The organism is Motilibacter aurantiacus, from assembly GCF_011250645.1.
GTDB classification, from domain to species: Bacteria; Actinomycetota; Actinomycetes; order Motilibacterales; family Motilibacteraceae; genus Motilibacter_A; species Motilibacter_A aurantiacus.
On sequence record NZ_JAANNO010000005.1, the window covers coordinates 196,331 to 210,760 of the forward strand.

Sequence of the window (14,430 nt, forward strand, 5' to 3'; positions counted from 1 at the left end):
CGTACGGTGAGTCGTGACCCGAGCGGCAACTTTGGGCGCGCTGCGCGCCACCGGACACGTCCACCGCACCGTCAAGGAAGAGCTCCGCGACAACCTCCTCGCGAGGATGCGCACCGGCACCACGCGGTTCCCCGGGATCGTCGGGTTCGACGAGACGGTCCTCCCCCAGCTGGAGCGGGCGCTGCTCGCCGGCCACGACCTCGTCCTGCTCGGCGAGCGCGGCCAGGGCAAGACCCGGCTCATCCGCACCCTCGTCGAGCTGCTCGACGAGTGGACGCCGTTCATCGCGGGCTCCGAGCTCCGCGAGCACCCCTACCAGCCGATCACCGCGGCGTCCCAGCGCCTCGTCGCCGAGGCCGGCGAGGACACGCCGATCGAGTGGGCGCACCGCAGCGAGCGGTACGGCGAGAAGCTCGCCACCCCCGACACCAGTGTCGGCGACCTCATCGGCGACATCGACCCGGTGAAGGTGGCCGAGGGCCGGCGCCTCGGCGACCCCGAGACCGTTCACTACGGCCTCGTCCCGCGGACCAACCGCGGCATCTTCGCGGTGAACGAGCTGCCCGACCTCGCCGAGCGCATCCAGGTCGCGCTGCTCAACGTCCTCGAGGAGCGCGACATCCAGATCCGCGGCTACCAGCTGCGGCTGCCCCTGGACCTCCTGCTGGTCGCGAGCGCGAACCCCGAGGACTACACGAACCGCGGGCGCATCATCACCCCGCTCAAGGACCGCTTCGGCGCCGAGGTCCGCACGCACTACCCGCTGCGGCTCGAGGACGAGGTCGACCTCATCACGCAGGAGGCGGTGCTCGCCGCGCACCTGCCGGACCACCTGGTCGAGGTCGTCGCCCGGTTCACCCGGCACGTGCGCGAGTCCCCGTCGGTCGACGCCCGCAGCGGCGTCTCGGCCCGGTTCGCCGTCGCCGCCGCCGAGACGGTCGCCTCCTCGGCCCTGCGCCGCTCCGCGCTCACGGGTGAGGCTCCGGCCGTCGCTCGGTTCTGCGACCTGCCGCCGGTCGTCGACACCCTGCTCGGCAAGGTCGAGTTCGAGGTGAGCGAGGAGGGCAACGAGCGGGAGGTCCTCCGCCACCTGCTGCGTCGCGCCACCGTCGAGGCGTTCCGCGGCCGGTTGGGGGCCAGCGACCTGCCGGCGCTGCTCGAGCGGTTCGACGAGGGGCTGGTCGTCGAGAGCGGAGACCTCGTGACGGGCGCCCGCCTCCTCGAGCAGGTCGGCCCGCTGCCGGGGCTCGGCCGCATCATGGAGCGGCTGGGCATGGACGACGCCGTGGACTCCCCCGCCTACGCCGCCAGCGCCCTGGAGTTCGCCCTCGAAGGGCTCTTCCTCAACCGCCGCATCAGCAAGGAAGAGGGCGCGGGGACCGCCGGCGAGCCGGGCACGCGCACCCTCTACGGGGCCTGAGATGGCGTACCGCTACGGCTCCTACGCCGACGGGCCGGACCCGCTCGCCCCGCCGTACGACGTCCGCCGGGCACTCGACGCGCTGGGCGACGACGTGCTGCAGGGCTCGTCGCTGCGGGACGCGCTGCGCGAGATGATGCGGCGCGGCATGGACGGCCGGCGCGGCCTGGACGACCTGCTTCGGCGGGCACGCCAGCAGCGCAGGGCGGCCCGCCGCAGCGGCCGGCTCGACGGCACGCTGGAGGAGGTACGCCGGCTGCTGGACGAGGCGCTCGGCCAGGAGCGGGCGGCGCTCTTCCCCGACCCCTCGGACGACGCCCGCTTCCGGGAGGCGCAGCTCGACGCGCTGCCCCCGGAGGCCGCACGGGCCCTGCGCGAGCTGACCGACTACGACTGGCGGTCCCCGCAGGCCCGGCAGACGTACGACGAGATCCAGGGCCTGCTGCGCCGGGAGGTGCTGGACTCGCAGTTCCGTGGGATGAAGCAGGCTTTGGAGAACCCCGATTCCGGAGCCATGCAGCAGGTCAAGGACATGCTGTCGGACCTGAACCGGATGCTGGCCAAGGACGCGCGAGGAGAGGACACGCGGTCCGACTTCCAGCAGTTCATGGACAAGCACGGGGAGTACTTCCCCGAGCAGCCGGAGAGCCTGGAGGAGCTGGTCGACGCGCTCGCCCGCCGGGCCGCGGCGGCCGAGCGCCTGCTCAACTCGATGTCCCGGGAGCAGCGCGCCGAGCTCGCCTCCCTCGTCGAGCAGACGCTCGGGGACCTCGACCTGCAGAGCCAGATGGCCCAGTTGCAGGGGCACCTGCGCGGTCGTCGGCCGGACCTGGACTGGCAGGGCCGCCAGCGGATGGACGGCGACCGGGGGCTCGGGATGGGCGACGCCACCAGCGCCCTCGAGGAGCTGGCCGACCTCGACGAGCTGGAGGCGGCGCTCGCGCAGGACTACCCGGGCGCAAGCCTGGAGGACATCGACGAGGAGGCGGTGCGCCGCGCCCTCGGGCGCAGGGCGGTGGACGACCTCGAAGCGCTGCGACGGCTCGAGCGGGAGCTGGAGCAGCAGGGCTACCTCTCGCGCACGGCGGGCCGGCTCGAGCTCACGCCCAAGGCGGTCCGCCGGCTCGGGCAGACGGCGCTGCGCCGGGTGTTCAACGACCTGGCCGCTCCCGGCCGCGGGACCCACGACGTCCACGACGCCGGGGCCGCGGGGGAGCCGACCGGTGCGAGCCGGCAGTGGGAGTTCGGGGACGAGCAGCCGATCGACGTGGTGCGGACGCTGACCAACGCCGTACGCCGTGGCGGCGCGCAGGACGGCCGGGTCCGGGTGCAGGTCGAGGACTTCGAGATCGTCGAGACCGAGCGGCGGTCGGCGGCCGCGGTCTGCCTGCTCGTCGACCTGTCGTACTCGATGGTGCTGCGCGACACCTGGGGGCCGGCCAAGCAGACCGCGCTCGCGCTGCACGCCCTCGTGTCCGGGCAGTACCCCCAGGACGCGGTCCAGATCATCGGCTTCTCGTCCTACGCCCGCGTCCTGCAGCCGGGCGAGCTCGCCGGGCTCGAGGCCGACATGGTGCAGGGCACGAACCTGCAGCACGCCCTCATGCTCGCGAGCCGTTTCCTGGACAAGCACAAGAGCGCCGAGCCGGTCGTGCTCGTCGTGACCGACGGCGAGCCGACCGCGCACCTGCTGCCCGACGGCAGGCCGTACTTCGCCTGGCCCCCGGAGCACGAGACGATCACCGCCACCGTCGCGGAGGTGGACCGCTTGACGCGGCGCGGCGCTGCGCTGAACGTCTTCCTGCTCGACGACGACCCGCGGCTGGTCGACTTCGTGCGCGAGGTCGTGCGCCGCAACGGCGGCAGGATGCTCCAGCCGTCCGCCGACCGGCTGGGGGCGTACGTCGTCAGCGACTACCTGCGCATGCGCCGGGGGCGCGGGGCGCGCCGGGCCTCCTGAGCCGTCATCCGGCACGCCGGCCGTAGACCAGCCGGCGCAGCGCAGCCTCGGCCGGGCCGGGCCTCCCGGCCCGGTCGAGGGCGTACGCGATGCCGACCGTCGCGGCCCACACCAGCACCGCGACGGCTGCGGCGCGCGCCCCGTGCAGGCCGTCGCCGAGGCCGAGGCCCCAGGCCGCCAGCAGCGGCGCGAACAGGACGGACTGGAGCAGGTAGCACGTGAGCGAGCGGCTGCCCGTCGCCGTCAGGGCGCGCCGCACCCGGGCCGGCGCGACGCCCTCCCGGCGGGTCGACCAGTGCGCCAGGGCCGCGACGTACCCGATGCCCGCGAGGACGCCGGTGGCGTCGTGCACCGTCTCCATCGCGGCGTAGGCCGCGCCCGGCTCGACGTCGACGACCCCCGCGACCGCGAGGGCCGCCGGCAGGCCTCCCAGGACGCCCGCACCCACGCCGCCGACGGCGAGCCGGCGCAGGAGCGGCAGGTGCTCGGCGGGCCGGTCGAGCAGGCCCCGGCGGGCAGCAAGCACGCCGACGAGCATGAGGGGCAGCATCACGGGGGCCACCGGCGTGACGGCGAGCGAGACCGCCCAGAAGCCGAGGCGCTCGGGGACGGAGGCCAGGTATCCGGGCGTCGGGCCGAGGACGTCACCCACGGCAAGCAGGCCGCTGCCCCCGCCGAGCAGCAGGGCGCAGAACGCCGCGGTCGCCACCGCCCAGCGCACCAGCACCCGACGGCGACGGAACATCAGGTACGGCAGCAGCAGCCCGGTGAGCCCGTAGACGCCGAGCACGTCGCCCTCGAAGAGCAGGGCCGCGTGGACGCCGCCGAAGGCGACCAGCCAGAGCTGCCGTCGGCGCAGGACGGCCCGCGCCTCACCGCGTGAGGCCCCCGCTTGCTGCTGACGGCGCACGATGTGCCAGGCGCCGTAGCCCACGAGCAGGGCGAACGCGGGGTAGGACCGCTGGTCGACGAGGAGCACCGTGAGAAGGTCGACGGCCCGGTCGAGCCTGTCCCCGCCCTGCAGGCGGCCGCCCAGGCCCGTCTCGCCGCCGTAGGCGTAGACGGCGACGTTGGCCAGCGCGATGAAGAGCAGCAGCCCGCCACGCGCCAGGTCGGGCGCGGTCGAGCGGCCCACCCTTCCCAGCGGCCCGGCAGGCGCCACCGCTCGCACCGCTCGGCCCCCCTCCTGCGGGGGCACTCCCCCCGGCTCCGGGGCCGAGGCTAGCCGCAGACGATCATGAGCGGAGCTGTTCGCGCTCGCAGGCGTAGCAGTCGCGCCCGTCCAGCGCCCAGGCCCGCACCTGCCCGCCGCAGCCCCGGCACGCCTGCTGCTTGTAGACGTAGCGGGCCTGCTCGGGCGGGGTGTCGTCGGGTGCGTCGTCGACGGTGAGGATCGACCCTACCCGCACGCCGCGGGCCATCAGGGAGCGCAGGTCCTCCCACATCGCGGCGTACGTCTCCGCGGGCACCTCGCGTGCCGGTGTCCGCGGGTCCAGCCGGTGCCGGTAGAGCACCTCGGCGCGGTACACGTTGCCCACGCCGGCGATCGCCGCCTGGTCCAGCAGCGCGGCGCCGACCGACCTCGGGTGCGCGAGCAGCCGGCGTACGGCTTCGTCCCCGTCCGCCTCCGGGCGCAGCGGGTCCGGCCCGAGGCCCGAGAGCAGCCGGGCCACGGCCGCGTCGTCCAGCAGGGTGCAGGACATGGGGGCGATGAGGTCGTACGCCGCCCGCTCCCCGGCCAGGCGCAGCCGCGTCCCCTTGCGCGGCTCGGCGCGGGGGTCGTCGTAGCGCAGGAAGAGCCCGCGCAGCCCGAGGTGGACGTGGACGGTGCCGCCGGCGGTGAAGGCGAGCAGCAGGTTCTTGCCGTACGCCTCGGAGCTCTCCAGTGTCGTGCCGTCGAGCAGCGCCGCTTCCGCCGCGAACTTCCCCTGCGGGCTCGAGGCCTGCAGCCGCTCGCTGACGAGGTCGGCGCGCAGCGCGTCGGCATAGCGGTGCAGGGAGTGTCCTTCGGGCATGGCCCTCCCCTACCCCGCGGCGGGCCCTGCGCGCGCCCTCACCCGGCCCTGTCCCCCACGACCGTCGCGCCCGCGACGAGCGCCGCCTCGGGGTGCTCCGCCTCGGCCCGGGAGACCGTGCGCCGGGCGCGCGGGACCAGCAGCGCCGCCAGCGCGGCGAGCGCCGCGGCCCCGGCCAGCGCGGCGAAGCCCCACGTGTAGCCCGACTCGGCGGGAAGCCCCTCTGACGAGGCGCCCGCCGTCACGATGCCGGACATGACGGCCGCGCCCACGGACCCGCCGATCGTGCGGATGTTGGCGTTCATGCCGCTCGCGACCCCCGTCTGCTCCGGCGGGACCGCGTCCACGATGAGGGCGGACATCGCGGAGAAGGCGAGGCCGAAGCCGACGCCGAGGACGGCGGTCGCGAGGCAGAGCTGCCAGACCGTGTCGTGGGCGAAGGCCATGAGCAGGAACGGCACGACGGCGACGCAGGAGCCCGCGAGGACGACCGCCTTGGCTCCGTGGCGCGCGACCAGCCGGCCGGACGCGAGCCCGGCGGCGAACATCGTGACGCTCCACGGCAGCAGGATCAGCCCGGACTCGGTGATGCTCGAGCCGAAGCCGTAGCCCGCGCTCGCCGGGGTCTGCAGGAACTGCGGGAGGAAGCCGAAGGTCGCGTACATCCCCACCCCGATCAGCAGTGCGACGAGGTTGGTGGTCCAGACCGCGGGCAGCCGCATCATCGCCAGGTCGATGAGCGGCGCGTCCGACCGCTGCTCGGCGGCCGCCCAGGCGACGGCCAGCGCCACGGCGGCGGCCAGCAGGCCGAGCACGCGCACCGAGCCCCAGCCCCAGGTGTGCCCCTGGCTGACCGGGAGGAGCAGGCAGACCAGCCAGGCCGACAGCAGGGCGGCCGGGAGCACGCTCACCCGTCCCGGGGTGCGGACCGGCGACGCGGGCACCAGCGCGTAGGTCGCGAGGGCGGCGAGGGACACGATGATCAGCGGGAACCAGAAGAGCCAGTGGTAGTCGAGCGCCGAGACGATCGGGCCGGCCAGCACGATGCCGAGGCCGCCGCCGACCGCCATCAGCGCCGCCAGCGCGCCCACGGCGCCGGCCACCCTCTCCCGGGGGAACTCGTCGCGCACGATGCCGAACGCCAGTGGCAGCACGCCCCCGCCGATGCCCTGGACCACCCGCGCCGCGATCAGCACGCGCACATCGGTGGCGAGCGCGGCGAGCAGAGACCCGGCCCCGAGCGCGGAGAGCGTGACGAGGAGCATGCGCTCCTTGCCGACCGCGTCCCCGATGCGGCCCACGATGGGGGTGAAGATCGACGCCGAGAGCAGGTAGGCGGTCAGCACCCAGGTGGCGGTCGCCTGGTCGGTGCCGAGGTCGTGCTGGATCGTGGCGAGGACGGGCGTCACGAGCGACTGCAGGAGCGCGAACGCGGCGACCGCCGCGGCCAGGACGGCGAAGGTCACCCGGTGGTCGGCAGGCGCTGTGCGCTCGTTCGGATCGTGCATCGTTCCGCTCCTCCACCGTGCGGTTGATCTGGAGGTACCTCCACTTGAGCGACCAGCCTAAGTGGAGACTCCTCCGGCTCGCAACGGGGTTTTCCTGCCCCGGCCGGCCCCGCCGCCGGGCGGGCCGACCCGTCCCGCGCGGATAGGGTCGCGGCCGTGCGACGACTGTTCGGCGGGCTGCCACCCGAGGTGATGGTGCTCTCGGCCGTGGCGTTCGCGGTGGCCCTGGGCTTCGGCGTGCTCGCGCCCGTCATCCCGCTCTTCGCCGAGAGCTTCGGGGTGGGAGCCGCGGCGTCGGGTGCGGTCATCAGCGCGTTCGCGCTGACCCGGCTGGCCTTCGCGCTGTCGGGCGGGCGGCTCGTGGACCGGTTCGGCGAGCGGTCGATCCTCGCCCTCGGCGTGGGCATCGTCGCCGTCTCCAGCGCGGTGGCCGGCCTCTCCCAGACGTACGCCCAGTTGGTCGCCCTGCGCGGCATCGGTGGCGTCGGGTCGGCGATGTTCACCGTGTCCTCGATGAGCCTGCTGCTGCGCGTCGTCCCGGACGACCTGCGCGGACGGGCTGCCGGCCTCTACCAGGGCGGCTTCATCCTCGGCGGCATCAGCGGCCCGGCGCTCGCCGGCCCCTTCAGCGCCTGGTCACTGCGGGCGCCGTTCTTCTTCTACGCCGGCACGCTCGCGGTCGCCGGCGGCATCGCGGTCGCCTACCTCAGCCACGTCAGCCTCCGCGAGCGGTCGGGGGCGGCGCCCGCCGAGGCGACGCGCATGCGCGTGGGGGACGCCCTGCGCAACCGCGCCTACAGCACGGCCCTGTTCGCCAACTTCGCCACCGGGTGGGTGGCCTTCGGCGTGCGCGCGTCGCTGATCCCGCTCTTCGTCACCGAGGGCCTGGACAAGGGCCTCGGCGTGGCCAGCATCGGCTTCACGATCTCCGCCGCCGTCCAGGCGCTGCTCCTGCTGCCCGCGGGCCGCCTGGCGGACCAGCGCGGGCGCAGGCTCACCCTGAGCCTGGGCATGGCCCTCAGCACGGTCAGCCTGCTGCTGCTCACCTTCGAGGAGACCGTGCCCGGCTTCTTCGTGGCGATGGCCTTCTTCGGGGCCGGGTTCGGCCTGGTCTCCCCCGCATCCGGCGCCGTGGTCGGGGACATCGTGCGCGGGCGTGGAGGCAGCGTGGTCGCGGCGTACCAGATGGCCGCCGACGTGGGCTCGATCACCGGCCCCCTGCTGGCGGGGTGGCTCGTGGACGAGGTGTCGTACCCGGCGGCCTTCGGGACGGCGGCGATCATCGTGGCGATCAGCGCCTTGCTCGCCACCACCTTGCCCGAGACCCGCCGCTCCGCCCGGCCCTCCGCGCCCGCCCCGTAGGCCGGTCGGCGGGCCCCGGGGCGGGGCCCGCCGCTGCCGGCCGCCGTCAGCTGGTCGGCATCAGGACCGAGTCGATGAGGTAGACGGTCGCGTTGGCGGTCTGCACGCCGCCGCAGATCACGTTCGCGTCGTTGACCTTGAGCGAGTCGCCGCTACCGGTCACGTCCACGTCGTCGCCCTCGACCGTCGTCTGCATGCCGACGACCTGCTCGGGAGACAGCTGCCCGGGAACCACGTGGTACGTGAGGATCTGCGTGAGCAGGGCGTCGTCGGTCTTCAGCGTCTCGAGGGTCTTCGCGTCGATCTTCGCGAAGGCCTCGTCGACCGGGGCGAACACCGTGAACTCACCGCCGTTGAGCGTGTCCACGAGGTCGACCTTCGGGTTGAGCTTGCCCGACACCGCGGAGACGAGCGTCTTGAGCAGCGGGTTGTTGGAGGCAGCGGTCGCCACCGGGTCCTGGGCCATGCCCTCGACAGACCCGGCCCCGCTCGGCACGGCGGCCGCGTAGTCCGCGCAGCCCGGCCCGACCGGGCCGGACGCGGTGCCCGTGCCGCCCGTCCCCATGGACGCCTCCATCGAGGGGGTCGCCGACGGCGTCATCGGCATCGTCGGCATCGTCGAGGACATGCCGGCCTCGCCGGTGGTGCTCGCTGCGGTGTCGTCACCGTCGTCGCCGCAGGCGGTCAACCCCAGCGTCAGGGCGGCGAGGACACCGGCGACGGCGAGCGGCTTGCGGGTCGCGAGATTCATGATCTGCCTTTCTGTTGTTGTGCGAGTTGCACAGGGGCATGACTGAGCTGGCTGTCGCCCTCCCGAAGGCAGGGCTCAGCTGTTGACGTCGTGACGGCCTCGGCAGCGGCCGCAGCGGGGTCAGTCCGTGACGGAGACGACCACCGAGTGCCAGCCCTGAGACCCCTCAGGGAACGGCGTCTCTCTTGCTTCCGGCTGCACCGCCCCGTCGGTGTCCGCCGCGCGCACCTCGAGCTTGTGGCTCCCGGGTGTGGTGGCCTCCCACTCCCAGACCCACTGCCGCCAGAGGTCGGTGCTCGCGGCGGTGGACAGCTGCGCCTGCTGCCACGGCCCGCCGTCCACCCGGACCTCGACCCTTGCGACTCCACGGTGCTGGGCCCACGCGACTCCCGCAACCGCAACGCGTCCCACCCGGTTGCGGGAGAAGGGCCGTGGGGTGTCGATGCGCGACGCCGTCTTGATCGGCGCCTGCGCTGCCCAGCCCCGCTTCACCCAGTAGGCGTCGTACGCCGCGAACGACGTGACCTCGAGCTCGGTCACCCACTTGGTCGCCGAGACGTAGCCGTAGAGGCCGGGGATCACCATCCGGCACGGGAACCCGTGCTTGGGCGTGAGCGGTCTGCCGTTCATGGCGACCGCCAGCATCGCGTCGCGGCCGTCCATGGCCACGGCCGTCGGGGTGCCGATGGTCATCCCGTCGACCGACCGGCTCACGATCTGGTCGGCGCCGGCCCGGGGCCCGGCCTCGGCGAGCAGCGGCCCGAGCGGGACGCCGAGCCAGCGCGCGGTCCCGACAAGGTCGCCTCCCACCTCGTTCGACACACAGGTCAGCGTGATGTCGCGCTCGATCATGGGCCGTGCGAGCAGCTGCTCCCAGTCGAGCGTGAGCTCCCGCTCGACGTCACCGAAGACCCGCAGGGACCAGTCCTCGGTGGCGACCTGAGGCACCGTGAGGGCGGTGTCGACCCGATAGAAGTCGCGCTCGGAGGTGAAGAAGGCCGACACCCCCGGCGTCTGCAGCACCGCACCGCGGGCGAGCGCCGGCGCAGGGCTCGCCGGCGCCGGGAGCCGCACCGCGGAACGGGACGCGGCGGCGCCCAGCCGGCGGACCGCTGCCCGGCCCACGACGTCGGACCCGAGAGCGGCCACGCCGACCCCCGCGGCCGTAGCCAGGAAGCGGCGCCGGTCGACACCCGAGCCACCGTCACCCGTGCCGTTGTCACCGGTGCCGGGGCCGAACGTGCCGACGTCGCTGGGGACATGCCCTGCGTCGGCCGCGGGCACGTCCCGCGCGGAAGGGGCCCGGACGGCGCGGAGCAGCAGCCCGAGGGCCACCACCCCGGCGACGCCTCCGCTCAAAGAGGGAAGCGCGTCTTGCCAATCCGCGTTCGGACGCGTGACCGCGGCCGCGGCGGCCACGACTCCCAGGGCGGCCACGCCGGCGTACCCGAGGAGCCTGTGCCGGACGGCCAGCACACCGACCGCCAACGCCAGGAGCAGCACTGTGGCGATCACACCGGCGAGCAGGACGTCCTTGTCGTTCTCGCCGAAGCTCCGGATGGCGAGCTCCTTGAGCCACCGCGGGGTCCGGTCGACGAACGCCCCGCCGACGGCGATGACCGGCGACGAGGCACGGCCGAGCAGTCCGGCCACGACCTCGGACACGCCGAGCGCGAGGAGGGCCGCGAGCAGGCCCGCGGCGGCGCCGGCGGTCCCCCGCCACCGCTCGCCGCTGCGCCTGCCCTTGCTGGTCACACCTGGTCTTCGGCTCTGCGCCGGGACCGGACTGCCGGGGTGCGTGCGAGCCAGGTCACTGTTTGAGCACGCACCGTCGGCACCTCCGTCAGCTCAGCGCCTGCTCCAGGTCGGCGACCAGGTCGTCTGCGCTCTCGATGCCCACCGACAACCGGACCAGGTCGGCGGGGACCTCCAGCGGGGAGCCCGCCGCGGACGCGTGGGTCATGCGCCCCGGGTGCTCGATGAGCGACTCCACGCCGCCGAGCGACTCCCCGAGCGTGAACACCTTCGCCCGCTCGCAGACGCGCAGCGCTGCGTCCTCGCCGCCCTTGAGCCGGAACGACACCATCCCACCGAAGGCACGCATCTGCTTGCGCGCGATCTCGTGGCCCAGGTGGCCGGGCAGCCCCGGGTAGAGAACCTCAGCAACTGCAGAAGAGCCGTTCAGGAACTCCACGACGCGCTCGGCATTTGCGCAGTGTCGGTCCATGCGGACGGCGAGGGTCTTGGCGCCGCGCAGCACGAGCCAGCTGTCCAAGGGGCCGGGCACGGCACCAGCGGCGTTCTGGGAGAACGCGAGGCGCTCACCCAGCTCCGCGTCGGCGACGACCAGGGCGCCCCCGACAACATCGGAGTGGCCGCCGAGGTACTTCGTGGTCGAGTGCACGACCACGTCCGCCCCGAGCGCGAGCGGCTGCTGCAGGTAGGGCGAGGCGAACGTGTTGTCGACGAGGACGAGGGCGTCGTTGTCGTGCGCGATCGCGGAGACGGCGGAGATGTCGGCGATCGACAGCAGCGGGTTCGAGGGCGTCTCGACCCAGACCAGCCTGGTGGAGCCGGGGCGCACGGCGGCGCGGACCGCGTCGAGGTCGCGCAGGTCGACGGGGTCGTACTCGATCCCCCACCGCGACCAGACTTTGGCGAACAGCCGGTAGGTGCCGCCGTAGGCGTCGTTGGGGACGATCACGTGGTCGCCGGGCGAGAGGACCGTGCGCAGCAGGGTGTCCTCGGCCGCGAGCCCGCTGGCGAACGCCAGGGCCCGCCGCCCGCCCTCGAGGGCCGCCAGGCACTCCTCGAGGGCGGTCCGGGTCGGGTTGCCCGAGCGCGAGTACTCGTAGCCGCCGCGGAGCCCGCCGACGCCGTCCTGCTTGTACGTCGACGCCTGCACGATCGGCGGCACCACGGCCCCGGTGAGCGGGTCGGGCTCCTGCCCGGCATGGATCGCAAGGGTCTCGAAGCCGTACGCGTCGGTCATGCGTCTCACGCTAGACCCGTCCGGCGCGGGCGGGCGCAGCGCGCCTCGCCGGCGGCCCGGGCCGGCGGGCCCGCCCCGCGGAATCCGCGCGGCCCACCGGGCGTTGCAGAGGCATGCTGTTCGGACGCATGAAGGCTTCCATGGTCCCCGCCGGGTCGGCCCTGCCCGGGCGCCCGGGGCGGCCGTACTCGCTCGCCGGCACGCACACCGTGCTCGGCACCCCGATCGAGGGCCCGTACCCCGAGGGCCTGGAGACCGCGTACTTCGCGATGGGCTGCTTCTGGGGCGCAGAGCGCGCGTTCTGGAAGGTGCCGGGCGTGTGGACCACCGCCGTCGGCTATCAGGGCGGGTTCACCCCGAACCCGACCTACGAGGAGACGTGCACCGGCATGACCGGGCACACCGAGGCCGTGAAGGTCGTCTTCGACCCGGCGAAGGTGACGTACGCCGAGCTGCTCGGGGTGTTCTGGGAGTCGCACGACCCGACCCAGGGCTACCGGCAGGGCAACGACGTCGGCACGCAGTACCGCTCGGCGGTCTACTGGACCTCCGAGGAGCAGCGGGCGGCCGTGGAGGCGTCGCGGGCGGCGTACCAGCAGGAGCTGACCCGCGCCGGCCACGGCGAGATCACCTCGGAGCTGGCCCCGGCCGGTGAGTTCTACTACGCCGAGGACTACCACCAGCAGTACCTCTCGGACGCCAAGGTGCCGTGGGGCTACTGCGGGCTCGGCGGCACCGGTGTCTCGTGCCCGGTGGGGCTGAACGTCCCCGCGCAGGCCGAGCAGACCGCTCCGAGCGCCGGCTAGGACGAGCGGCACGAGGCGACACGGGGCGACACGGGGCGACACGGGGCACAGCGCAGAGGGGCCGGCGACACACGTCGCCGGCCCTTCGTGCGCCTCGCCCCGCCCTTCCCGCCCGTGAAGGTCAGGGGGCGGCGAGATAGCCCAGCAGGTCCTGCCGGGTGATGACGCCGACCGGGTCGCCGTCCGCGATGACCACGGCGGCACCGGATTGCTCCAGTGCGGTGACCGCGGCGCTGACCGGCTCGCCGGCGCCGAGGATCGGCAGCGGGTCGCTCATGTGCTGGTCCAGCCGGTCCGCAAGGTGCGCCCGCCCGGCGAACAGGGCGTCGAGCAGCGCGGCCTCCGACACCGAGCCGACGATCTCGGCAGCCTTGACCGGCGGCTCGGCGCGCACGACCGGCATCTGCGACACGGCGTACTCGCGCAGGATGTCCACGGCCTCGCGCACCGTCTCGGTCGGGTGCACGTGGACGAACGCCGGGACGTCGGAGCCCGACTTCGCCCGGAGCACCTCGCCCACGGTCGCCTCCTTGGACGTCTCGAGGAAGCCGTAGGACGCCATCCAGTCGTCGTTGAAGATCTTGGACAGGTAGCCGCGGCCGCCGTCGGGCAGCAGCACGACCACCACGTCGTCGGGGCCGAGCCGCTCGGCGACGCGCAGCGCGGCGACGACCGCCATGCCGCACGAGCCGCCGACGAGCAGGCCCTCCTCGCGGGCGAGCCGGCGGGTCATGACGAACGAGTCACGGTCGGACACCGCGACGATCTCGTCCGCGATCTCCCGGTCGTACGCCTCGGGCCAGAAGTCCTCGCCCACGCCCTCGACGAGGTACGGGCGGCCCGTGCCGCCGCTGTAGACCGAGCCCTCCGGGTCCGCCCCGACGACACGAACTCGCCCTTGTGAAGCCTCCTTCAGGTAGCGCCCGGTGCCCGAGATCGTTCCCCCGGTGCCGACACCGGTCACGAAATGCGTGATCCTGCCTTCGGTCTGCTTCCAGATCTCCGGCCCGGTCGTCTCATAGTGCGACCGCGGGTTGTTCGGGTTCGCGTACTGGTTCGGCTTCCACGCGCCCTCGATCTCGCGGGCGAGCCGGTCGCTGACGCTGTAGTACGAGCGCGGGTCCTCGGGGTCGACGGCCGTCGGGCAGACGACCACCTCCGCGCCGTACGCCTGCAGCACGTTGCGCTTGTCGACCGCCACCTTGTCGGGCATCACCGTGACGACCCGGTAGCCGCGCTGCTGCGCCACGATCGCCAGCCCGACGCCGGTGTTGCCGGAGGTCGGCTCGACGATCGTGCCCCCCGGCTTGAGCTCTCCCGAGGCCTCGGCGGCCTCGATCATGCGGGTGGCGATGCGGTCCTTGACCGACCCGCCGGGGTTGAGCGACTCGACCTTGGCCAGCACGAGCGGCTGCACGTGCGAGGCGACGGAGCGCAGGCGGACCAGGGGGGTGTCGCCGATCAGGTCGACGACGGACTCGGCGTAATCCACGCGACGCAGCCTAGGGGCGCGCCCTTGGATACCGTGGCGACACCCCCGCGGCCCGAGGCGCACCGCACCCCCGACCGCGTACGCACCGAGGAGGTCGCCCCGTGCCCGCCCGCCGTCCCTGCAC

The 14,430-nt window shown here is 73.9% G+C and carries 11 protein-coding genes; 4 read left to right on the plus strand and 7 right to left on the minus strand.

Going from position 1 to position 14,430, the window contains the following annotated elements; all coding sequences use genetic code 11:
• Positions 1-13: 13 nt before the first annotated feature.
• Positions 14-1,420, plus strand: coding sequence for a sigma 54-interacting transcriptional regulator (locus G9H72_RS11195; protein ID WP_166170972.1), 1,407 nt, complete (start codon positions 14-16; stop codon positions 1,418-1,420).
• Position 1,421: 1 nt separating this feature from the next.
• Entirely contained in the window at positions 1,422-3,380 is a 1,959-nt protein-coding gene (locus G9H72_RS11200; protein ID WP_166170974.1) for a vWA domain-containing protein, read from the plus strand.
• Positions 3,381-3,384: 4 nt separating this feature from the next.
• Here G9H72_RS11200 and G9H72_RS22970 read toward each other — a convergent pair whose 3' ends face one another.
• The 3 genes from G9H72_RS22970 to G9H72_RS11215 form a co-directional block, all read right to left on the minus strand.
• Positions 3,385-4,515 (minus strand): DUF418 domain-containing protein, encoded by a 1,131-nt coding sequence (locus G9H72_RS22970; RefSeq protein WP_166170976.1) that lies wholly within the window; start codon positions 4,513-4,515, stop codon positions 3,385-3,387.
• Between the two features lie 100 nt (positions 4,516-4,615).
• A complete protein-coding gene (locus G9H72_RS11210) occupies positions 4,616-5,395 on the minus strand; it encodes an Fpg/Nei family DNA glycosylase (RefSeq protein WP_166170978.1) in 780 nt (259 codons plus the stop codon).
• Between the two features lie 38 nt (positions 5,396-5,433).
• Positions 5,434-6,903 (minus strand): MFS transporter, encoded by a 1,470-nt coding sequence (locus tag G9H72_RS11215; protein ID WP_166170980.1) that lies wholly within the window; start codon positions 6,901-6,903, stop codon positions 5,434-5,436.
• Between the two features lie 156 nt (positions 6,904-7,059).
• On the opposite strand from G9H72_RS11215, the gene G9H72_RS11220 reads away from it, so the two are divergent.
• On the plus strand, positions 7,060-8,265 hold the full coding sequence (locus G9H72_RS11220; RefSeq protein WP_166170982.1) for an MFS transporter: 1,206 nt from the start codon (positions 7,060-7,062) through the stop codon (positions 8,263-8,265).
• A 46-nt stretch (positions 8,266-8,311) separates the two neighbouring features.
• Here G9H72_RS11220 and G9H72_RS11225 read toward each other — a convergent pair whose 3' ends face one another.
• The 3 genes from G9H72_RS11225 to G9H72_RS11235 form a co-directional block, all read right to left on the minus strand.
• Positions 8,312-9,016, minus strand: coding sequence for a fasciclin domain-containing protein (locus G9H72_RS11225; RefSeq protein ID WP_166170984.1), 705 nt, complete (start codon positions 9,014-9,016; stop codon positions 8,312-8,314).
• A 120-nt stretch (positions 9,017-9,136) separates the two neighbouring features.
• The gene (locus tag G9H72_RS11230) at positions 9,137-10,771 is read right to left on the minus strand and encodes a molybdopterin-dependent oxidoreductase (protein ID WP_166170985.1); all 1,635 of its coding nucleotides are present in this window, start codon (positions 10,769-10,771) and stop codon (positions 9,137-9,139) included.
• Between the two features lie 88 nt (positions 10,772-10,859).
• Positions 10,860-12,008: a cystathionine gamma-synthase gene (locus G9H72_RS11235; protein WP_166170987.1), complete on the minus strand. Its 1,149-nt coding sequence runs from the start codon at positions 12,006-12,008 to the stop codon at positions 10,860-10,862.
• Positions 12,009-12,121: 113 nt separating this feature from the next.
• Between G9H72_RS11235 and msrA the strand changes: the two genes are divergently transcribed.
• Positions 12,122-12,814 carry a peptide-methionine (S)-S-oxide reductase MsrA gene (msrA, locus tag G9H72_RS11240; protein ID WP_166170989.1) on the plus strand — a complete coding sequence of 231 codons (693 nt, stop codon included), beginning with the start codon at positions 12,122-12,124 and terminating at the stop codon, positions 12,812-12,814.
• A 121-nt stretch (positions 12,815-12,935) separates the two neighbouring features.
• On the opposite strand, the gene G9H72_RS11245 is transcribed toward msrA, so the two are convergent.
• Complete coding sequence (locus G9H72_RS11245) at positions 12,936-14,306, minus strand: cystathionine beta-synthase (RefSeq protein WP_166170991.1); 1,371 nt, start codon at positions 14,304-14,306, stop codon at positions 12,936-12,938.
• Positions 14,307-14,430 lie beyond the last annotated feature (124 nt).